21 protein-coding genes and 1 pseudogene are annotated in these 18,962 nt (G+C 69.6%); 17 read left to right on the forward strand and 5 right to left on the reverse strand.

The features are described 5' to 3' along the window. The first annotated feature begins 74 nt into the window (after positions 1 to 74). Positions 75 to 746, forward strand: a complete 672-nt coding sequence (locus tag I5I_RS11440) for a TetR/AcrR family transcriptional regulator (protein ID WP_036319550.1) — start codon at positions 75 to 77, stop codon at positions 744 to 746. 23 nt (positions 747 to 769) lie between these two features. Here the strand turns inward: I5I_RS11440 and I5I_RS11445 are convergent, their stop codons facing one another. Then, positions 770 to 2,026 carry an FAD-dependent oxidoreductase gene (locus tag I5I_RS11445; RefSeq protein ID WP_036319551.1) on the reverse strand — a complete coding sequence of 419 codons (1,257 nt, stop codon included), beginning with the start codon at positions 2,024 to 2,026 and terminating at the stop codon, positions 770 to 772. Between the two features lie 152 nt (positions 2,027 to 2,178). Between I5I_RS11445 and I5I_RS11450 the strand changes: the two genes are divergently transcribed. The 5 genes from I5I_RS11450 to I5I_RS17160 all read left to right on the forward strand — a co-directional run bounded on the left by I5I_RS11450 (position 2,179) and on the right by I5I_RS17160 (position 6,997). Beyond that, positions 2,179 to 3,051 carry an NAD-dependent epimerase/dehydratase family protein gene (locus I5I_RS11450; protein ID WP_036319552.1) on the forward strand — a complete coding sequence of 291 codons (873 nt, stop codon included), beginning with the start codon at positions 2,179 to 2,181 and terminating at the stop codon, positions 3,049 to 3,051. A 64-nt stretch (positions 3,052 to 3,115) separates the two neighbouring features. Beyond that, positions 3,116 to 3,409, forward strand: coding sequence for a DUF2277 domain-containing protein (locus tag I5I_RS11455; RefSeq protein WP_036319553.1), 294 nt, complete (start codon positions 3,116 to 3,118; stop codon positions 3,407 to 3,409). 208 nt (positions 3,410 to 3,617) lie between these two features. Continuing rightward, positions 3,618 to 4,622, forward strand: coding sequence for a TerC family protein (locus I5I_RS11460; protein ID WP_036319554.1), 1,005 nt, complete (start codon positions 3,618 to 3,620; stop codon positions 4,620 to 4,622). Further along, positions 4,622 to 5,911: a hemolysin family protein gene (locus I5I_RS11465; RefSeq protein WP_036319555.1), complete on the forward strand. Its 1,290-nt coding sequence runs from the start codon at positions 4,622 to 4,624 to the stop codon at positions 5,909 to 5,911. The genes I5I_RS11460 and I5I_RS11465 overlap by 1 nt, the downstream gene beginning before the upstream one ends. A 210-nt stretch (positions 5,912 to 6,121) precedes the next feature. Beyond that, a complete protein-coding gene (locus tag I5I_RS17160; RefSeq protein WP_187289946.1) occupies positions 6,122 to 6,997 on the forward strand; it encodes a GNAT family N-acetyltransferase in 876 nt (291 codons plus the stop codon). Positions 6,998 to 7,009: 12 nt separating this feature from the next. On the opposite strand, the gene I5I_RS16095 is transcribed toward I5I_RS17160, so the two are convergent. Together I5I_RS16095 and I5I_RS11480 are read right to left on the reverse strand one after the other, a co-directional pair. Then, positions 7,010 to 7,546, reverse strand: a complete 537-nt coding sequence (locus I5I_RS16095; protein WP_148285545.1) for a GNAT family N-acetyltransferase — start codon at positions 7,544 to 7,546, stop codon at positions 7,010 to 7,012. Between the two features lie 10 nt (positions 7,547 to 7,556). Further along, complete coding sequence (locus I5I_RS11480) at positions 7,557 to 8,240, reverse strand: TetR/AcrR family transcriptional regulator C-terminal domain-containing protein (protein WP_036319556.1); 684 nt, start codon at positions 8,238 to 8,240, stop codon at positions 7,557 to 7,559. Positions 8,241 to 8,437: 197 nt separating this feature from the next. Between I5I_RS11480 and I5I_RS17630 the strand changes: the two are divergent. Together I5I_RS17630 and I5I_RS17635 are read left to right on the forward strand one after the other, a co-directional pair. Continuing rightward, positions 8,438 to 8,722 (forward strand): annotated as a pseudogene (locus I5I_RS17630) (DUF4386 family protein); the annotation flags it as partial. After that, the gene (locus tag I5I_RS17635) at positions 8,703 to 8,939 is read left to right on the forward strand and encodes a hypothetical protein (RefSeq protein WP_239640103.1); all 237 of its coding nucleotides are present in this window, start codon (positions 8,703 to 8,705) and stop codon (positions 8,937 to 8,939) included. The pseudogene I5I_RS17630 and the gene I5I_RS17635, both read left to right, overlap by 20 nt. Position 8,940: 1 nt before the next feature. Here I5I_RS17635 and I5I_RS11490 read toward each other — a convergent pair whose 3' ends face one another. After that, a complete protein-coding gene (locus I5I_RS11490; RefSeq protein ID WP_036319557.1) occupies positions 8,941 to 9,693 on the reverse strand; it encodes a FadR/GntR family transcriptional regulator in 753 nt (250 codons plus the stop codon). 136 nt (positions 9,694 to 9,829) lie between these two features. Here I5I_RS11490 and I5I_RS11495 point away from each other — a divergent pair, with 136 nt between their 5' ends. The 5 genes from I5I_RS11495 to I5I_RS11515 all read left to right on the forward strand — a co-directional run bounded on the left by I5I_RS11495 (position 9,830) and on the right by I5I_RS11515 (position 14,899). Further along, complete coding sequence (locus I5I_RS11495; protein ID WP_036319558.1) at positions 9,830 to 11,590, forward strand: L-lactate permease; 1,761 nt, start codon at positions 9,830 to 9,832, stop codon at positions 11,588 to 11,590. A 50-nt stretch (positions 11,591 to 11,640) separates the two neighbouring features. Beyond that, entirely contained in the window at positions 11,641 to 12,912 is a 1,272-nt protein-coding gene (locus I5I_RS11500; RefSeq protein ID WP_036319559.1) for an alpha-hydroxy acid oxidase, read from the forward strand. A gap of 77 nt (positions 12,913 to 12,989) precedes the next feature. Continuing rightward, entirely contained in the window at positions 12,990 to 13,559 is a 570-nt protein-coding gene (locus tag I5I_RS11505; RefSeq protein WP_036319560.1) for a dihydrofolate reductase family protein, read from the forward strand. A gap of 126 nt (positions 13,560 to 13,685) precedes the next feature. Beyond that, complete coding sequence (locus I5I_RS11510; RefSeq protein WP_036319561.1) at positions 13,686 to 14,387, forward strand: hypothetical protein; 702 nt, start codon at positions 13,686 to 13,688, stop codon at positions 14,385 to 14,387. Continuing rightward, on the forward strand, positions 14,384 to 14,899 hold the full coding sequence (locus I5I_RS11515; protein WP_036319562.1) for an RNA polymerase sigma factor: 516 nt from the start codon (positions 14,384 to 14,386) through the stop codon (positions 14,897 to 14,899). The genes I5I_RS11510 and I5I_RS11515 overlap by 4 nt, the downstream gene beginning before the upstream one ends. A gap of 40 nt (positions 14,900 to 14,939) precedes the next feature. Here I5I_RS11515 and I5I_RS11520 read toward each other — a convergent pair whose 3' ends face one another. Continuing rightward, a complete protein-coding gene (locus tag I5I_RS11520) occupies positions 14,940 to 15,716 on the reverse strand; it encodes a hypothetical protein (protein WP_051039597.1) in 777 nt (258 codons plus the stop codon). Positions 15,717 to 15,848: 132 nt separating this feature from the next. On the opposite strand from I5I_RS11520, the gene I5I_RS11525 reads away from it, so the two are divergent. From I5I_RS11525 to I5I_RS11540, 4 genes are all read left to right on the forward strand, one after another. Continuing rightward, positions 15,849 to 16,982: a DUF998 domain-containing protein gene (locus tag I5I_RS11525; RefSeq protein WP_036319563.1), complete on the forward strand. Its 1,134-nt coding sequence runs from the start codon at positions 15,849 to 15,851 to the stop codon at positions 16,980 to 16,982. 43 nt (positions 16,983 to 17,025) lie between these two features. After that, positions 17,026 to 18,087: a zinc-binding dehydrogenase gene (locus tag I5I_RS11530; protein WP_036319564.1), complete on the forward strand. Its 1,062-nt coding sequence runs from the start codon at positions 17,026 to 17,028 to the stop codon at positions 18,085 to 18,087. Further along, positions 18,084 to 18,419, forward strand: a complete 336-nt coding sequence (locus tag I5I_RS11535) for a DUF6804 family protein (RefSeq protein WP_036319565.1) — start codon at positions 18,084 to 18,086, stop codon at positions 18,417 to 18,419. Before I5I_RS11530 ends, I5I_RS11535 begins: the two co-directional genes overlap by 4 nt. A 306-nt stretch (positions 18,420 to 18,725) precedes the next feature. Next, positions 18,726 to 18,959, forward strand: a complete 234-nt coding sequence (locus I5I_RS11540; protein WP_036319566.1) for a hypothetical protein — start codon at positions 18,726 to 18,728, stop codon at positions 18,957 to 18,959. The last annotated feature ends 3 nt before the right edge of the window (positions 18,960 to 18,962 follow it).

Genomic DNA, 18,962 nt, shown 5'->3' on the forward strand with positions numbered 1-18,962 from the left:
TACGTCGTACACCGTACTATCGACCGTACGCTGTACGATTGTCAAGTCCTTCGACCCGATGAGGAGACCGATCGATGCCGCAGCGACGCACGCCGACACCGGACGGCACCGGCCTCAGCGCCGAGCGCGTGGTGGCCGAGGCGCTGCGTATCGCCGACCGCGACGGAGTGGAGCGGCTGAGCATGCGCGGTCTCGCTGCTGCGCTCGACGCCGGTGCGATGTCGCTGTACCACTACGTCGCGAACAAGGAGGAGCTGCTCGACGCGATGATCGACGTCGTGTTCGACGAGATCGAGTTGCCCTCTCTCGATGCCCCGTGGACGGTCGCGATGCGTGCCGAAGCGGTGTCGGCTCGGGAGGTGCTCGCGCGGCATCCGTGGGCGATCAGCCTGATGGAGTCGCGCACGTCACCCGGACCGGCGAATCTGCGGCATCGCGAGGCCGTGACCGCGTGCCTGCGGCGAGCCGGCTTCTCGATCGAGATGGCGACGCACGCGAACTGGCTGCTGAACAGTCATGTCTACGGCTACGCGCTGCAAGAGGCGAACCTGCCGTTCGCAACGGCCGAGGAGATGGCCGACATGACCGAGGGCGTCTACCTGCCGCAGGTGCCGGCCGATCGATATCCGTACCTACACGAGTCTGGAGCGCATCTCATGGGGAGCGGCTACGACCCGTCCCAGGAGTTCCTCTTCGGTCTCGACCTCGTGCTCGACGCTCTCGAAGTCCTCAGGTCGCGGGGCTGACCGCAGCGGCTCCGCCTCGCCCATCACACGCCCGCGTCTACGAGCACCGCGCGAGCAGCGCGCTCGCCGGAGGCGAGAGCGCCCTGGATCGACGCCGCAATTCGGTGGTCGCCGGCGAGGTACATCCGGTCGGTGACGCGCGGCGGGCGGGGCGCGCGCAGCGGTGCCGGCTGTGCGGGCAGCGCATCCGGAATGTCGTCGCGACGCAGCAACTGCCAGTCGGTGACCCCGGCATCCCACAGCTCGGCGAGGTGCCGGCGCACCTCGTTCTCGCTTGCTGCCGCGCCACCCCGCGGCAGCAGGCACGTCGCCTCGATGAGATGGCGCGCCACGGGCGCATACGACGGCACGGTGTGCGACACGACCGCCGTGTTCACGACCGGCCCGCGGCGGGCGGCGTCGCGTCCGTCGACGCGCAGCAGCGCGGATGCCGAGGGTGCTGCCGTCGCCGCGAACCACCACGTCTGCAGCCCGTTGGTCGCGGGTCGCGGCACCGGCGCCAGCTCCGCCACCGACTCCGCGCCGACGGCCACCACGACCCGTCCGGCGCGGAGGGCCTCGCCACCCGCGACGCCGACCTCGACGACCGGGCCGTCCCTGTCGATGCGCTCCGCTCGCGCCCCGAGCCGGATCTCCGCGCCCGCAGCACGCGCCCGCGCCGCCAGCTGCGCCGGCACCGCCGCGATCCCCTGCGCGGGAAGCCCCGGCCGCCCCAGCGCGAAGTACCGCACCAACTCCTGCACGAACGCGTTCGAGCTGCCCCCACCGTCGTCGGCGACGACACCGGCGAGGAACGGATCGAGCACGGCGGTGCGCAGCGGTCCGCGCAGGCCCGCGGCATCCCACCCCTCGCGCAGCGCGCGATCGCTTCGCGCCCGTGCCGACAGCCGCCGCGTGAACGCCGGCGTCAGCCAGCGTGCGAACGCCACGGCATCCGCAGCGCTCACCAGCCCGCTGCCGATCGTTCGGGGGATCGACAGCGGTGAGCGCAGCGGATGCCGCAGCTCAGCGAGGCCGCGATCGGTGCGCACCTGCACGCCCACGGGAAACGACCGCAGCGCCAGAGCGTCGAGATCGATGCTGCGACGCAGCGCCGGATACGCCGGGTTGAGCACCTGAAAGCCCCGATCGAGTCGGAACCCGTCGACGAGGTCGGTGCGCTGACGGCCGCCGACCTCGTCTCCCGCGTCGAGCACGATGACCTCGAGCCCGCGCTCGGCCAGCATCACCGCGCACCGCAGCCCCGCGAGGCCTGCTCCGATCACCACGACGTCATGCATCGCCGCTCCGCCTCTCGTCGCCGGACGCGTCCGGGGTCCCCGCCGCACCGTCGCATGCCGCCAGCTTAGGCATGCCGCGGCATCCGATCTCGGGGTTGACGAGCGCGCCGAATCCGACCCTCGCTCCCTGTCGTCGTGCCTACGATGACGGAATGAAGATCCTCCTCACCGGTGCCACCGGCTACATCGGCTCGTCCGTCCTCGACGTTCTGCGCGCTCATGGTCACGACGTCGTTGCGCCGGTGCGCAGCGCAGACGCCGCGCAGAAGGCCACCGCGGCCGGAGCGACTGCGGTGGTCGGCGACGTCACCGACGCCGACTGGTTCACTCCGCTGCTGGAGGGCGTGGATGCTGCGATCCACACCGCCGCACCGGGTGACGGCACGGCCCCCCAGTTCGACAGCGCCGTCGCCGATGCCGTCATCGCCGCGTTCGGCGGCACCGGCAAGCCCTACATCCACACGGGCGGTCTCTGGATCCACGGCCCGTCGGACGACCTCACCGAGCAGACCCCGTTCCACCCGCCCGCGATCGTCGCCTGGCGGGAGGAGGTGGAGTCCCGCCTCGCCGCCGCAGAGCTCGCCCTCACGATCGTCGAGCCCGGCATCGTGCACGGCCACGGCGCAGGAATCCCCGCCATGCTGGGCTCCGCGCCCCGTGACGGCGAGGGCCGCCTCACCGTGATCGGCGACGGCACCCAGCACTGGGCGACCGTGCACGTCGACGACCTCGCCGAGCTGTACGTGCGGGTGATCGAGCGCTCCGAGCCCGTCGGACGCGTGCTGGGCCTCAGCGGCCACAACGCGACGGTCACCGAACTCGGCGAAGCGCTCGCCGACGGTCCGGTCGCTGCGGAGGGCGTCGAGGCCTCACGCGCACGCCTGGGTGCCCCCTTCGCCGATGCGCTCATGCTCGACCAGCAGGGACGCGGCGAGAAGGCGCCCTCCCTCGGCTGGACGCCCACCCGCCCGTCTCTGCTCGAGGAGATCCGCGCCGGCGCCTACGGCTCGGCGGCGCAGGGCTGACCGGGTCACCCGCGCCGTAGCGGCACCTCTGTCGCTGCGGCGCACCGCGGTCTACGCTCGCCGCATGTGCCGAAACATCCGGGTGCTCCACAACTTCGAACCGCCCACCACCGATGACGAGGTGCGCGAAGCGGCTCTGCAGTTCGTCCGCAAAGTGAGTGGATCGGCGCATCCTTCGCGCGCCAACGCCGAGGCGTTCGAGGCGGCCATCGACGAGATCGCCGCCGCCACGCGTCGCCTGCTCGACGCGCTCGTGACGACCGCACCGCCGAAGAATCGCGAGGCCGAGGCGGTCAAGGGACGCGCCCGGCACGAGAAGCGGATGGAGCGCGAGGTGCGCATCCGCACGGCATCCTGAGCGCCGGCGGTGGCCGGATGCCGCGGCATCCGGCGTCTTCCCAGCTTCGCGTCACTTCGCTGCCCTACTGTGTCAGCAGTCCAGGGGGAGTACTCCGATACGGACGGTCCGTCATTACGGTCGCATCGCGGCCCGGGCCGACCGGTCCCGCAAGGGATGGGGGAGACTCTGGCGTCGACCACGTCACGCCATTCTTCGGGAGCCTCCTGTGAACATCACCCCCCTCGTGTGGATCATCACGATCGCCGTCACGATCGCCTTCTTCGTGTGGGAGTTCTTCGCCCACGTGCGCAAGCCGCACGAGCCGACTGTCGGCGAGTCCGCGCGCTGGTCGGCCTTCTACATCGGTCTCGCGCTTCTGTTCGGTGTCGGCGTGGGCGTCTTCTCGGGGTGGGGATACGGCGGCGAGTACTTCGCCGGGTACCTCACCGAGAAGGCCCTGTCGATCGACAACCTGTTCGTGTTCCTCATCGTCATGACCGGGTTCGCGGTGCCGAAGATGTACCAGCAGAAAGTGCTGATGATCGGCATCGTCATCGCCCTCATCATGCGCGGCGCCTTCATCGCCGTCGGGGCGGCGCTGATCGAGAACTTCTCGTGGGTGTTCTACCTCTTCGGCGCGCTGCTGCTGTTCCTCGCGTATCGGCAGGCCTTCGCGCACGGTGAGTCCAACCCCGCCGACGGCCGCTTCATGCGCCTCGTACGTCGTGTGCTCCCGGTCAGCGACGAGTACGACGGCGACCGGCTCACGGTGAAGAAGGACGGCCGCCGGTTCGTCACCCCTATGCTGCTCGTCATCGTCGCGATCGGGTTCATCGACCTCGTCTTCGCGGTCGACTCGATCCCCGCGATCTACGGGCTCACGCAGGAGGCGTACCTCGTCTTCACCGCGAACGCCTTCGCGCTCATGGGCCTTCGCCAGCTCTACTTCCTCATCGGCGGTCTGCTGGAGCGCCTGGTGTACCTCGCCCAGGGTCTCGCGGTGATCCTCGCGTTCATCGGCGTGAAGCTGCTCATCCACGCGCTCCACAAGAACGAGCTCCCGTTCATCAACGGCGGCGAGCACGTGACGTTCATCCCGGAGATCCCGATCTGGCTGTCGCTGCTGTTCATCGCCGCCACCGTCGCCGTCGCCACGATCGCGAGCCTGCTGAAGACGCGGAAGGATGCCCGGGGCGACGCCCTGCCCGCCGCGCGCGAGGATGCCCGCTGATGGGCGATCTCGCCTGGAACATCGCTCTCGTCTTCGTCTTCGTGCTCGTCGGGGGTGTCTTCGCCGCCACCGAGATGGCTCTCGTCACCCTGCGCGAGAGCCAGATCAACGCCATCGCCGCCCGCGGCGCGCGAGGGCAGAAGGTGGCCGGCCTCGCCCGCAACCCCAACACGTTCCTGTCGGCCGTGCAGATCGGGGTGACCGTCGCCGGCTTCGCCTCGGCGGCCTACGGCGCGACCTCGATCGCCCCGGCCGTGGCACCCCTGCTCGAGCGCCTGGGCGCCGCGCCGCAGCTCGCGATGACGCTGGCGACCGTCGCGTTGACGTTGGTGATCGCGTACCTGTCGCTCGTGCTGGGCGAGCTCGTGCCCAAACGCCTCGCCATTCAGCGCAACGCGCAGTTCGCCTACGCCGTCGCCCCGGTGCTCGACGGGTTCGCCGTCGTCATGCGACCGGTGATCTGGCTGCTGTCGGTGTCGACCAACGCGCTGGTGCGCCTGCTCGGCGGTGACCCGCACAAGACGGCCGACGAGCTCAGCGAGGACGAGATCCGCGACATCGTCGCGACCCACCAGGGTCTGCCCGACGATCAGCGGCGCATGCTCGACGATGTGCTCTCCCTGCGCGGGCGGCAGATCAGCGAGGTGATGCGCCCGCGTCCCGACGTCGTCGTCCTCGACGCCACCGCGACCGTCGCCGCGGCGGTCGCCCAGGTGCGCGAGCTGCCGCACTCGCGCTATCCGGTCGTCGATCAGTCCATCGACGACATCTCGGGCTTCGTCCACGTGCGCGACCTCTTCGACATCGCGTCGCGGGATGCCGAGGCCCCCGTCAGTCGGGTCGTCCGCCCGATCCCGTACCTCCCCGCGACGGCCGGGGTGCTGGCCACCCTCACGCGCATGCGTGCCGAGGGTGACCACATCGCCGTCGTTATCGACGAATACGGCGGGACGGACGGCATCGTCACTCTCGAGGACCTCGTCGAAGAGGTCGTCGGCGAGATCTTCGACGAGTACGACACCGTCGCCGACGCGCATACGGGTGTCTTCGACGGGCGCCTCAACCGCGCGGATTTCGAGGAGGCGACCGGCGTGCAGCTGCCGCCCGGCTCGTCGGACACCATCGCCGGGTTCGTCACCGAACAGCTCGGGCGTCTCGCCGTTGTCGGCGACACCGTCGAGCTGCCCGATGCTGCGATCCATGTGGTCGCGATGGACCGCCGCCGCGTCTCGGGCGTGCGCGTGGTCGCGCGGGCCACGCAGAGCGAGGGCGCCGGCACCGCCGGGTGAGTTCGGGCCGCGGGGCGACGCTGTGCGCCGCCCCGCCCCGCAGCACGGGCCTCTGGGGAAGGCGGCGTCTGCGGGTGACGAGCCCCCCAGCTCATCGAGGCCCGAACACGGCGGGATACCATCACCGCCGCACTGATGAGATGACTCGACGCGGCTTTCGTTACGCGATTCGTGCGAATCTCTTTCGATGCGGCCTGCGAACATGAGGAGATGAGCGCACCCGTTGCCCCGCCCATCGTGCGCGTGCGCCCGGCATCCGTCGACGACGCCCGGGGCGTCGCCGAGGTTCATGTCCAGGCGTGGCGCGAGGCGTACGTCCGCCAGCTTCCGGCGACGGTCCTCGCCGGGTTGCGGGTCGAGCCGCGCATCGAGCGGTGGGCGTCGATCATCGAAGACGACGTCACCGACGTCTTCGTCGCCGAGGTCGACGGGCGGATCGTCGGCTGGGCGACGGCCGGTGACGGGCGCGACGACGATCGGCCGACGTCGCGGGAGCTGGAGGGCATCTACGTCCTGGCGGCGCACCACGGTACCGGTGCGGGGCAGCTGCTGCTGGACGCGGCGATCGGTGCCGGCGACGCCTACCTCTGGATGATGGACGACAACCCCCGCGCCGAAGCGTTCTATCTGCGCAACGGCTTCGTCCGCGACGCGATCGAGCGCGACCAGCTCTTGGCAGGCCATCCCATCCACATCGTCCGGCTGGTGCGTCACGCCGGCGTACGGCAATGGGCGGCGGTGAAGGATGCCGAGACGGCCCTGCTCACCGCCGACGTGCGCCGCGACACCGCGCAGGTCGACGAGCTGCTGCATCCCGCTTTCGTCGAGATCGGCCGCTCCGGCACCCTCTGGACGCGGGAACAGATCGTCGGTGCGCTTGCCGAGGAGAGCGCGGACTCGCGCGTCACGCCGCAGACCGATGAGTGGCAGTTCCGTCAGCTCTCGCCCGAGCTGGTGCTGGTCACCTATCGGCTCACGACGCCCTCGCGGATCAGTCGGCACTCATCACTGTGGGACGTCGGCGGCACCGCACCGCGCCTGCGCTTCCATCAGGGCACGGTCGTGCCGCCGGCATCCGCTCAGTAGCGGGGCGCGACGTCAGCCGTCCTTGCGCTCCCACTCCGCGCGCAACAGCCCGAGAACCACCATGTCCTCGTAGGCGCCGCGCACCCACGCATGCTCGCGCAAGCGGCCTTCCCTGACGAAACCCGCCTTCTCGTAGACGCGGATCGCGCCCGTGTTCGAGCTGATCGCCTGCAGGTGCACCCGGCGCAGGTTGCAGCGCACGAACGCGAACTCCACCATCTGGGCGAGGGCCGCGGATCCGATGCCGTGCCCGCGATGTTCGGCGAGCACGGCGATGCCGATCTCGGCGTGGTGGGCGAGGTCGTCGAAGCCGAACAGGCTCACGCTGCCGACTGCGGCGCCGTCGACGTCGATCACGAACTCGATGCTGCGCGTACTCGAGCCGTTCGTCGCGTCGGTGAGCCGCTTCTCGAACGCCGCCCTCGTCAGCGGCGACGGGCGCGACGGCGTGCGCTCCTCCCACGTGTCCAGGTCGGCGGCGACGCGGTACAGGGCGTCGACATCGGCGGCGGTGCGAGCGCGCAGTGTGACGAGGGGAGGGTGCGGCATTCCCTCCACGTTACCGGCGGGGTTCGTCACCGGCTTCGGCCGACGTCCACGACTGCTCGTGTCGACGTCGGATGCCGTCGAGCAGCAGGTCGAGGGCGAAGGCGAACTCCGCGTCGTCGTCGCAGGCCTGCCCGGCGTGCGGCGCGGTCGTGGCCATGCGGATGATCGCCGGGTAGGTCGTCGCGAACGCGGCCATCGCGGCGGCGCGCTCCCGTGGATCGTCGGGGGGCACCGGTGTGGGCAGCACGTCGCGGGTGAAGCCCCACATGCGGGTGCTCAAGGCGTGCATCGCGTGATGCACGAGATCGGCTGACAGCCCACCCGCGAACATGTCGGCCATGAGTGCGTCCATGTGCGCGAGAACGCGCGGCGTGGCGTGCTCGCGCGTCTCGATCGCCTGTCGGGTCCAGGCGTGCGACGACAGAGCTGCGCGCGTTGCCATGATCCGCGAGCGCACGGCGTCGTCCCACGATGCGGTGGGCGCGGGGCGAGCGACGTCGGCAAGGACACGGTCGAGCATCGCATCTACCAGGGCGGCACGATCGGCCAGGTGCTTGTACAGCGCCATCGGTGTCACGCCCAGGCGCTCCGCGACCGCACGCATGCTCGCCGCGTCGAGGCCGCTCTCGTCGGCGATGGCGATCGCGGCATCGATGATGCGCTCCAGGTCGAGGCGTGGACGCACGGTTGACATGTATACACCGTACACCTAGTGTGTGTGCGAACTGGTTTACGCCGTATACCAAACATGGAAGGAACACCGTGTCTCAGCTCGTCCGCCGTCAGTCGCAACTCGCCGGCATCCTCTATCTCGTCACGCACGTCACGTCGGTCACCGCCGTGATCGCCTATGGCGGAGGTTTCGTCCGCGCCGGTGTCGCTCTGGAGCTGGTGCTCGCATTCGGCTGCCTCGGCACCGGCGTGCTGCTCTGGGTGTTGCTGCAGGCGCGCGGTCCTGCCCGAGCGGCGAGCTTCGCCCTGCTGCGTACCCTCGAAGCGGCCGTCATCGTCGCCGGCGCGCTCCCTATGCTCGCAGCGGCGCTGGCCGGCACGACGGTCGACGGCGCATCCGCGGCCATGCACACCGCCGCCTTCCTGCTCGGACAGGGCCTCGTCATCAGCGTCAACACGGTGATCCTCGGCTGGCTGCTGTGGGATGCGCGAGCCGTACCCCGCGCGCTCGCCGCGCTGGGGATGGCGGGCGGCGTGGTCGTGCTCGTCAGCAACGGGCTGCAACTGGCCGGAGCCATCCCTCTACGGCGTCGTCGCAGCGATCGCGGCGGTGCCCGTCTTCGCCTTCGAGATCTGGTTCGCCGTCTGGCTCATCACCGTTGGGGTGCGGCCGGATCCCGGCATCCACACCGCGCACGCGGCGGATGCCGTCGTCGGCTGATCTATTGCGCGGGTGCGGCGGGCAGCCCGAACAGCACGGATGCCGCGCGCCGGATGTGCGCTTCGGCGAGGTCGGCCGCGCGATCGGGATCTCCGCCGTCGATGGCCGCGAAGATCGCGCGGTGTTCCCGCCGGAGGCGATCCGATTCTTCGGGCCACTCCTCGGTGCGTTCGGCGGCGCGCAGGATCGGCACCTTCATCGCACTGCGGATCGCGGCGGTCAGCGCCGCGGACAACGCGCTGCCCGAGGCTTCGGCGATCGCGAGGTGGAACTGCGTGTCGGCCTCGTTGAACGAGTCGCGCGAGGAATGCGGCTGATCCATGCGGTCGAGCGCGTCGACCATCTGCGATCGCGCTATGTCGTCGAGGTGGCGCGCAGCGGATGCCGCGCTGGCGCGCTCGAGCACCACACGCGCGTCGGTCACGTCCTGAATCGTGAAGTTCGACAGTGCGACATGCAGACGCAGGAAGCGGGTGAGTGCATCGCGGGGCAGCGCCGCCACGAATGTCCCCGCCGCGGCCCCCGCCCCGGGCTGTGAACGCAGCACGCCCTGAGCCTCGAGCACGCGGACGGCTTCTCGTACGCCCGCGCGGCTGACTTCCAGGCTGGTGGCGAGCTCCCGCTCCGGCGGCAACGCATCGCCGACCTGAAGGGCTCCGGAGAGAATCCGGTCTTCGATGGCCTCGATGACGAGCTCGTGGGCGCGTGCCTTCTTGACCGGCTGCCAGAGGGTGTCGTGTGCGTGCTCCTCCATCGGATCCGCGCCACCTTTCTCAGATGTGTTGACAGCCTAGCGGTCAGTCGAATACATTGCGCTAGCGGTCAGACCTCTAAATGGTCGGCACTCGAACCTCGCACTCTCGCACAACGACGTACGAAATGAGACTGAGATGTACACACCCGAACTCGCTCCGGTGGGTGGCAGCCTCGCGCTATCGGCACTGGTGGCCAGCCTCCCGTTCCTCACGGTCTTCATCGCACTCGGCGTGCTGCGGTGGAAGGCGCACTGGGCCGGACTGACCGGGCTCGCCGTCGCCCTCCTCGTCGCGGTCCTCGGATTCCGGATGCCGGTCGACCTCGCCCTGCTCGCATCCACGCAGGGCTTCGTGTTCGGGCTGTTCCCGATCATGTGGATCGTCTTGAACGCGATCTGGCTCTACGAGCTGACCGTGCGCAGCGGACGTTTCGAAGACCTTCGCCGCGTGATCAACGCGCTCTCGGACGACCCACGCATCCAGGCCGTCATCATCGCCTTCGGGTTCGGAGGGCTGCTCGAGGCGCTCGCCGGCTTCGGCGCACCGGTCGCGATCACGGGCGTGATGCTGATGGCCGCCGGATTCTCGCCGATGCGCGCCGCCGTGATCGTGCTGCTCGCCAACACCGCGCCGGTCGCCTTCGGTGCCGTGGGGACGCCGATCGTCACCGCCGGAGCGTTGACCGGCATCGACTACCGTCACATCGGCGCGATCGTCGGCCACCAGACGCCGCTCATCGCGATGTTCGTCCCTCTGATCATCGTGCTGCTGGCCGACGGCTGGCGGGGCATCCGTGAGACCTGGCCGGCGACGGTCGTCTTCGGCGTCGTGTTCGCGATCGCACAGTGGGTCAGCGCCACCTGGATCTCGGTCGAGCTCACCGACATCGTTGCCTCGCTCGCCGGCATCCTCGCCGCCGTCATCCTCCTGCGCTTCTGGAAGCCCCGCGGTACCGCCGCCGCTCGCGAACGACTGCTGACCAACGCCGCGGTGGACCTCCTGGCCAGCGAGAAGGCGGCCACGGGCAGCATCCGCACCCGCCGCGGGGCAGCGCGCGCCGGTGTCGGCGGCTCATCAGCGGCGTCTGCCTCGGCATCCGCCGCGACCCGCACCGCGACCGGCCCCGTCCCCGTCTCCGACGCGCCGCTCAGCGCTGCGACGGTGCTGCTCGCCACGTTCCCGTACCTGCTCGTCATCGTGGTGTTCTCCCTCGCGAAGCTCGTGCCCGACCTGAAGGCCGCTCTCGGTGCGACCGACGTGAAGATCCCGTGGCCCGGTCTCAACGGCCACATCCTCACCTCGTCCGGCGCCGCGTCCGGGGCGACGGTGTACACGCTGCCGTGGCTGTCGTCGGCCGGCAGCCTGCTCGTGATCTGCGGGGTGATCGTGGCGCTCGTCTACCGCCTCCCGCTGCAGGACGCCGCCCGCACGTGGTGGCAGACGCTCGTCAAGCTCCGCTTCTCGCTCCTGACCGTCGGCGCGGTGCTCGCCCTCGCCTACCTGATGAACATGTCGGGGCAGACGCTGACGATCGGCGCCTTCATCGCCGGCACCGGGGCCCTCTTCGCCTTCCTCTCACCGATCCTCGGCTGGTTCGGCACCGCGGTCACCGGCTCCGACACCAGCGCCAACGCCCTGTTCGCCACGCTGCAGCAGAGCGCGGCGCTCAAAGCCGGCCTCGATCCGGCGCTGCTGGTCGCTGCCAACACCTCCGGCGGGGTCATCGGCAAGATGATCAGCCCGCAGAACCTCGCGATCGCTGCGACCGCCGTGGGCCTGGTGGGTCAGGAGTCGACGATCCTCCGGCGCGTCATCTGGTGGAGCCTCGGCATGCTCGCCGCCATGTGCCTGCTCGTCGGGTTGCAGTCCTCCGTCCTCTCGTGGATGCTGCCGTAACCGGCCGGCGACCCCCACAACCTCCTCCCACCCCTCTCGAAAGGCCCGCCATGTCACCCGTGAAGCGTCAGCTGCCCAAGCCCGGCGAGCTCCTGGAGCTCATGCAGTTCAAGAAGCCCGAACTCGACGCTCGCAAGCGTCGCCTGGATGCCGCGCTCACCATCTCCGACCTCCGCACCATCGCCAAGCGCCGCACCCCGAAAGCAGCGTTCGACTACACCGACGGCGCGGCCGAGGGGGAGCTGTCGCTCGCCCGCGCCCGCCAGGCTTTCCAGGACATCGAGTTCCATCCCGACATCCTGCGTCCGGCCGCAGAGGTCGACATGTCGACCGAGATTCTCGGAGGCCCCTCGGCGCTGCCCTTCGGCATCGCGCCGACCGGTTTCACGCGGCTCATGCAGACCGAGGGCGAGACGGCCGGCGCCGGAGCCGCCGGCGCCGCCGGCATCCCGTTCACCCTCTCGACGCTCGGCACGACCTCGATCGAAGACGTGAAGGCGGCGAACCCGCACGGGCGCAACTGGTTCCAGCTGTACGTCATGCGTGAGCGCGAGATCTCCTACGGACTCGTGAAGCGCGCGGCGGCGGCGGGCTTCGACACCCTGCAGTTCACCGTCGACACCCCGGTCGCCGGGGCGCGCCTGCGCGACAAGCGCAACGGGTTCTCCATCCCGCCGCAGCTGACCGTCGGCACCATCATCAACGCCATCCCGCGGCCCTGGTGGTGGATCGACTTCCTGACCACGCCGAAGCTCGAGTTCGCCTCGTTGTCGACCACGGGCGGCACCGTCGGCGAACTGCTGAACGCGGCGATGGACCCGACCATCAGCTACGACGACCTCGACGTCATCCGGGAGATGTGGCCCGGCAAGATCGTCGTCAAGGGCGTGCAGAACGTCGAGGACTCCAAGCGATTGATCGATCGCGGCGTCGACGGCATCATCCTCTCCAACCACGGCGGTCGGCAGCTCGACCGCGCTCCCATCCCGTTCCACCTGCTGCCCGAGGTCGTGCGCGAGGTCGGCAAGGACGCCACGGTCATGATCGACACCGGCATCATGAACGGCGCCGACATCGTCGCCGCCGTGGCGATGGGGGCGAAGTTCACGTTGATCGGGCGCGCCTACCTGTACGGCCTGATGGCCGGCGGACGCCAGGGCGTCGACCGCACGATCGAGATCCTCCGCACCGAGATCGAGCGCACGATGAAGCTCCTGGGCGTCTCGACCCTCGCCGAGCTCGAGCCGCGCCACGTGACCCAGCTGGAGCGCCTCGTGCCGCGGGCATCGAACGGGGGCGTGCTGAGCGCAGCATCCCGCTGATGCCGAGCGACCCGCTGTCGCCGGGCCGCCGGCCGGGGTAGCGTCGAGCGCACAGCACCGACGCGAAGGAGCGGAACGTGGGCCGGATCATCCTCTCGATGTCGCATTCCCTGGATGGCTACATCACGGATGCCGAGGGGCGCTTCGACTGGGGTGCGCCCGACGAGCACATCTTCCGTGCCGCCCTCGAGGAGGTGCGTGGTCTCAGCGCCCACTTCCTGGGCCGGCGCCTCTACGAGACGATGCGGTACTGGGAGGATCCCGACGTCGAGCCCACCTTCGAGCCGCTCGAGCGCGAGTTCGCCGAGGTGTGGAAGGCGCTGCCGAAGATCGTCGTCTCGTCGACGCTGGATGCCGCGCCCGGGCAGAACACCACGTTGCTCCGGGGAAGCGTGATCGACGAGGTCGCGCGAATGCGCAACGACGATGCAGCGGGTGACATCGCCGTCGGCGGCGCGACCCTGGCGGCGACCCTGGCCGCGGCGGGGCTCGTCGACGAGTACCGCAGCGTCGTGTATCCGATCCTGCTCGGCGGTGGCACCCCGTTCTATCCGCCCGGAGTGGGCCCCACGGCGCTTGAGCTGGTGTCGACGCATCGGTGGGCGCGCGGGATTCAGGCCTTCCGCTACCGCGTCGTCCGCGACTGACGGCCGCATTGCTCCGGCCAGCTGATCCACGCTCGGACGTCTTGGTACTGCGAGACGATCCCGTCTGCGGCCAGGCCCCACCTTTGCTGAATACGGATGATTGCCGCGCGAAGGAGCTTGGTATGAGTGATCGAGGAGACCTTCACGTTCCGCGGAAAGATTCCGGAACGGGTCTGCAACGGTTGGGCCCGTTCCGGGCATGTTTCTGGTGAGAGGCTGGAGGCACTGATGACCGACGACGAACTGGACATCCGACTGAACCGGATGGCTGACCGCCTGCCGTCGGCGGTCGAAGCCGAGGCTGGACACGTCGCCCGGGACACCATGCCACCCCGGTTGCGGAGAGGCCGGGCGCCGCGCGCACCCTGGGTGCTGCCCGTTGTCGTGGCGGGAGGGCTCGCGTTGACCGCCGGGGCCAGCACTGCGGTCGTCGCGATGTCGCACTGGGCCGGAGTGAGCATGCCGGCCCAGAACATTCGCAACACCCAACCCATCCCTGTCACCTGGACCACCCCCACCGGACACACGGAGCAATGCCGGGTCTGGATCGAACTACGTCACCCCACCACCGGCGACGCCGCAACACTCGACGCCGCGATCACGGCCCACGACTGGGGTGGCCTCGGACAGGACCTCTACAACGCAGCCCCGGTTGGTGCCGGCGCCGACGACCCGGACGGGGAAGAACGGGTCTCTGGCGCTCTTGCTTCGGTCGTTCAGGCGTTCGCGGAACAGACCTTTCCCGGCATCGGCTGGCTGGGTGAGAACGCTGCTTCCGACGCTCGCGCAGTGGACGCGTGGGGCATGACCTGCGCGCCGGCATCATGACTCGCGACCGGGACCGCGTCATCGCCGCGGTCAACGACAACGCCGCCGACATCCTCGCCTACCTCACCCGACGAGTCGATCCCGTCGAAGACGCCGCTGACCTACTCTCCGAGGTGCTCACCGTGCTCTGGAGAAAAGCCGGAGCGCTACCCGCCCGCGACGAAGACGTCCGGCCCTGGATGTTCGGCATCGCCCGCAAGATGCTCCACCACCACTACCGCACCCTCGGCAGGAAGCACGCCCTCGCCGATCGGCTCCGCAGCATGCTCACCGTCATCGACCACCCCGGCTTTACCACGGATGACCACCTCGACCTCCGTCAGGCGCTGCTAGGCCTGGACCAGATCGACCGCGACATCATCGGGCTCGTGCACTGGGAAGGCTTCACCCTCACCGACGCCAGTCGAATCATGGGTTTGAAAGAAGGCACTACCCGCAGTCGCTACCACCGCGCGCGAGCGAGCCTCCGCGCCCACCTCGTCGCCCAGAGAGAGGCCGCCAACACCGAGTAAGACGACGACGGCGTGTTGCAGAGCCGCGTCGTGTCACTTGTCATTGCCAGGCGCGGACATGGTGGATAGTGGCGGACTTGGGGTAGCTGCCGCCGCGAGGTCCGATCTCGAAGAGGTCGATCATGAGGAACATCGGATAGTCGGGAGCCTGCGTGATCCGACGGAGTGAGCGACCTTCGCATCCGATGACCGTCTCGCCCTGACCCCAGATCACCGTCCAGGTGTGGGGAGAGGATGCGTCCAAGGGGATGACGACTTCGCCCATGTCGGTGGTCAGCTCCGGGTCGTGGTGCGCTTTGATGCCGGTGCGGGCCACGGTGACCTCGCCGATGCCGTCGGCGTCGATCTCGAAGATGCAGATCTCCCCGGACTCTGTCGGGGATCGGTGCTCGGTTCCCACCAGCCATGCCGCGAGCATGCAGTTGGTGGCGCGGCTCGCGGAGACGGTGATGTCCACCCGCCCGCGTGACGGCGCAAACAGGAGGCATTGCGGTGTCTCGGTGCGGACGTCGAGATCGACGCGGTGACGATGTGTTCCGAGCTGTGAGCCGACCGGCCCGGAATACACACCCGTCTGCAGATTGGAGACGCGAAGAGGTGCATCTTCAAGGCGCCAGTCCAGCTGATCAGAGTCGATCCGCAGCTCGATCCCGGCAGCGACGATTCCGTAATGCGCGCGCGCCCGCTCTGGGGTCGTCCACTGCGGTAGGTAGCTCGCCACCCATCGTTCTGGGCTCAGCCCGGCGCTGAAGTCGTCATCGATATCCGGTTCACGCTCTGGCGCGGCGGGAAGGCTCCTCTCCGGGAAAGACGGCATGAGACATGATCACACGCGAGCCCAACCAGTGAAGGGTGGCGGCGAGGCGGCGTCGTTGCGGCGGCGGTAGCGGGCCCGCTGCTCCTGACCGACGTCGATCGGTCAGGAGGCGGCCGAAAGTAAGCTCGATCTGTGAGCAGATGGCGGCCGTCCCCCGCGCGCTGGACGCATCACGCGGCATCCGAGACTCCGCGCTTCTCACCGACGGTCGAGGCCCGGGCGACGAGGTGGGCGCTGGGATCCGCGCTCGTTGCCGCCGCCACCACCGTGCTCGTCATGGGCGGGGCGCGGATGCCGCTCGGCGGCGGCGAGTCCGTCGGCAGCCTTGCGGCGCTGCTCGCGGCGATCGCGGCCGGTCCGGCGTTCGCCGTCTCGTTCGCGCTCGAACGGCGCCGCGGATATCTCGCCTGGCGCAACAGCCTGCCGCGAGCCAAACGCGTGACCGACCTCATCGCGCTATCGGCGGCGATGATGATGCTGGCGGCCCTCGTCGTCGTCGCCGTGGCGGAGCTGTTCCAGCTGGGCTTCCGCGGCCTCACGATCGACCCGTTCGGTGCCGCGGCACTGGTCGCCGCTGCCGCCGGCACGATGACCTACGTCGCATCGGTCTCGGGGGCGCGGGTCACCTCTACCGGCGTGGCCTCGCTCGCCACCCTCGTGCTGTTCATCGGCACGCTCGCGAGCATGGTGAGCGCCTCACAGGGCGACTGGTGGCGGTTCCACTTCTCCGAACTCGGCAACGAGTCGGGGTACGCCGGCTACCAGTTCAACCTCTCCCTGATCACGACCGGCGCCGTCATCACCGCGCTCGCCAACTTCGTCGCTCACGACCTCGAGGTGGGTCTGCGTGCGCACGTCGACACCGCACAGCGCCGTGCCCGCCTGTTCGCCTGGCTGCTGGCCGTGATCGGTCTGTGCTTGATGGTCGCCGGCTTCGTGCCGGACGCCGTCGCCTTTCCGGTGCACGTGGGCGCGGCATCCGGAATGGTCGTCGTCTTCGGCGTTCTCGTCGGATGCCTGCTGACGCTCGTCCCCGGAATCGGCCGCGACATCGCGGTCTTCTCGGTGCTCGTCGTCGCGGGCATCGTGGTCGCGGTCGCCCTGTGGGTGCCGATCAACTACTACAACCTCACCGGGTCGGAGTTCATCATCGCCGGCCTGCTGTTCGCGTGGCTCATGCTGTTCGTGCGGCAGTCGCGTGCGTATGCGGACGCCGCCGCGCCGGCACCTCCCGTTCCCGCGGCAGCGGCTCCGGCCGCCGCGTGAGCGCGGGTGCACCAGCTAGCGTGAAGGGGACGAAAGGGTGCGGATGCGTGCAGTGGTGATGGATGCCGTGGGCGAACCGTTGGAGGTGCGCGAGGTCGACGACCCGGTCGCGCCCGTCGGCGGCGTGGTCGTGGAGGTGCGGGCGACCGGCCTGTGCCGCAGCGATTGGCACGCGTGGGTGGGCCACGACGACATCGCGGTGCCGCACGTTCCGGGCCATGAGCTCGCCGGAGTGATCGTCGAGACCGGTGCGGGCGTCGAGCGGTTCGCCGTCGGCGATCGGGTGACCGTGCCGTTCGTCTGCGGGTGCGGCACCTGCGAGTGGTGCCGCACGGGCGACGCGCAGGTGTGCCCCGACCAACAGCAGCCCGGTTTCACGCACTGGGGCTCGTTCGCCGAGCGCGTCGCGCTGCACGCCGCCGACACCAATCTCGTGCGCATTCCCGATGACGTCTCCTTCGCCGCCGCCGCCTCCCTCGGATGCCGCTTCGCCACCGCATTCCGCGCACTCACCGGACGTGCGCGCGTGCAGCCGGGTGAGTGGGTCGTGGTCGTCGGCGCCGGCGGTGTGGGACTCAGCGTCGTCATGATCGCCCGCGCGCTCGGTGCGCACGTGGTGGCCGTCGACCGCAACCGGGCCGCGCTGGACGCGGCATCCGCGCTCGGCGCCGATGCCGTCGTCGTCGCCGACGGGGCGGAGGTGCCCGACGCCGTGCGCCGGATCACCGGGGGAGGCGCACACGTGTCGATCGACGCGGTGGGAGCTGAGCAGACCGCGACCGATGCGGTGCTGAGCCTGCGTCGCCGCGGACGCCATGTGCAAGTGGGGCTGCTGCCGTCTGCGAGCGGTTTGTCGGGGATGCCGATGGCACGCGTCATCGCGTGGGAACTCGATCTGCTCGGCAGCCACGGCATGGCCGCGGTCGACTATCCCGCCATGCTCGCGCTCATCGCGGAGGGACGGCTGCGCCCGCAGGAGCTCATCGAGCGTACGATCTCGCTCGCCGACGCGGCCGCACTTCTGCCCACGTTCGACCGTGCCACACTCGCTGGTATGACCATGATCGATCCGGCCTTGCACGCGACGACGGGAGTGCCGGCGTGAGCGGAACGAAGCGGAGCGAGCCGGCCTTCCAGCGCAACGCCCTCGCCCCGGCCCTGCTCGCGGCCGCCGTGCTCTTCCTCGCGCCCGTGCTGCTGACGGCGGGGTGGGGGATCGTCGTGCTCTACGTCGTCGCGATCTTGGCGCTGATCGTGGGCTGGTTCGCCGCGCAGGCGCGTCAGTGGGTGTGGGCGGTCGTGTTCGCCGTGATCGCGGTGATCTGGAATCCCGTGTTCCCCTTCGGTTTCGACGGCCTGGTCTGGTCGCTGGTGCAGCCCGCGGCTGCCATCGTGTTCCTCGTCGCGGGGGCGATGATCAAGACCCCGCGGGCGTGACGACGGCGGCATCGGTGCTGGCGCCGGCCTTCTCGGGTGGAGTTACTCCGGCCGTGCGTTCATAACTCCGGAAATCTCGGGCTGTCTGCCGGTTCCGCGCCCCTTCGGGGCTCGCCGTCGCCAAAACTCCGGAGTTGTACACGGATAGATTGACGGGTCTCTGTCTAGGCGGCCAGCGGCCAGCGGCCGTCGACAGGGACGATAGCTGCGGCCACGGCGTGTTGGTCGATGCACGAGCGGACCGCGTAGGGTGAGGGCATTCTCGGAGCCTGACCGCGGCGACAGCCGCGGAGTGAGGGGAACACGATGGGTGTCTCATTCCCGACCGGTGCAGTGTCGTTGACGACCGCGGAGGGCGACACCGTCCTCCTCCGCGTCTGTGAGCTGTGCGGAGCCGCAGTCCTCGACGCCGATGACACCGACCTCGCGTTCCACAAGCGTTGGCACCGCATGACCGGCTCCGGCAACTGGGTCGATCCCGCGACGGGGCACCTCCACGGTCCGGGCGCAGCAGCGTTCGGCGCGGACACACCGAGTTGAGCT

Source organism: Microbacterium sp. B24, assembly GCF_000333415.1.
Taxonomy (GTDB): Bacteria; Actinomycetota; Actinomycetes; order Actinomycetales; family Microbacteriaceae; genus Microbacterium.

What these genes read in the sequence shown, in the direction of transcription:
- I5I_RS11450 (WP_036319552.1), top strand. Translation starts at nt 2,179, where the DNA reads ATGAAGATCCTCCTCACCGGTGCCACCGGCTACATCGGCTCGTCCGTC.
- I5I_RS11440 (WP_036319550.1), top strand. Translation starts at nt 75, where the DNA reads ATGCCGCAGCGACGCACGCCGACACCGGACGGCACCGGCCTCAGCGCC.
- I5I_RS11495 (WP_036319558.1), top strand. Translation starts at nt 9,830, where the DNA reads ATGTACACACCCGAACTCGCTCCGGTGGGTGGCAGCCTCGCGCTATCG.
- I5I_RS11480 (WP_036319556.1), bottom strand. Translation starts at nt 8,240, where the DNA reads ATGTCAACCGTGCGTCCACGCCTCGACCTGGAGCGCATCATCGATGCC.
- I5I_RS11520 (WP_051039597.1), bottom strand. Translation starts at nt 15,716, where the DNA reads ATGCCGTCTTTCCCGGAGAGGAGCCTTCCCGCCGCGCCAGAGCGTGAA.
- I5I_RS11500 (WP_036319559.1), top strand. Translation starts at nt 11,641, where the DNA reads ATGTCACCCGTGAAGCGTCAGCTGCCCAAGCCCGGCGAGCTCCTGGAG.
- I5I_RS11515 (WP_036319562.1), top strand. Translation starts at nt 14,384, where the DNA reads ATGACTCGCGACCGGGACCGCGTCATCGCCGCGGTCAACGACAACGCC.
- I5I_RS11465 (WP_036319555.1), top strand. Translation starts at nt 4,622, where the DNA reads ATGGGCGATCTCGCCTGGAACATCGCTCTCGTCTTCGTCTTCGTGCTC.
- I5I_RS16095 (WP_148285545.1), bottom strand. Translation starts at nt 7,546, where the DNA reads ATGCCGCACCCTCCCCTCGTCACACTGCGCGCTCGCACCGCCGCCGAT.
- I5I_RS11455 (WP_036319553.1), top strand. Translation starts at nt 3,116, where the DNA reads ATGTGCCGAAACATCCGGGTGCTCCACAACTTCGAACCGCCCACCACC.
- I5I_RS11530 (WP_036319564.1), top strand. Translation starts at nt 17,026, where the DNA reads ATGCGTGCAGTGGTGATGGATGCCGTGGGCGAACCGTTGGAGGTGCGC.
- I5I_RS17635 (WP_239640103.1), top strand. Translation starts at nt 8,703, where the DNA reads ATGCGCGAGCCGTACCCCGCGCGCTCGCCGCGCTGGGGATGGCGGGCG.
- I5I_RS11445 (WP_036319551.1), bottom strand. Translation starts at nt 2,026, where the DNA reads ATGCATGACGTCGTGGTGATCGGAGCAGGCCTCGCGGGGCTGCGGTGC.
- I5I_RS11490 (WP_036319557.1), bottom strand. Translation starts at nt 9,693, where the DNA reads ATGGAGGAGCACGCACACGACACCCTCTGGCAGCCGGTCAAGAAGGCA.
- I5I_RS17160 (WP_187289946.1), top strand. Translation starts at nt 6,122, where the DNA reads ATGAGCGCACCCGTTGCCCCGCCCATCGTGCGCGTGCGCCCGGCATCC.
- I5I_RS11540 (WP_036319566.1), top strand. Translation starts at nt 18,726, where the DNA reads ATGGGTGTCTCATTCCCGACCGGTGCAGTGTCGTTGACGACCGCGGAG.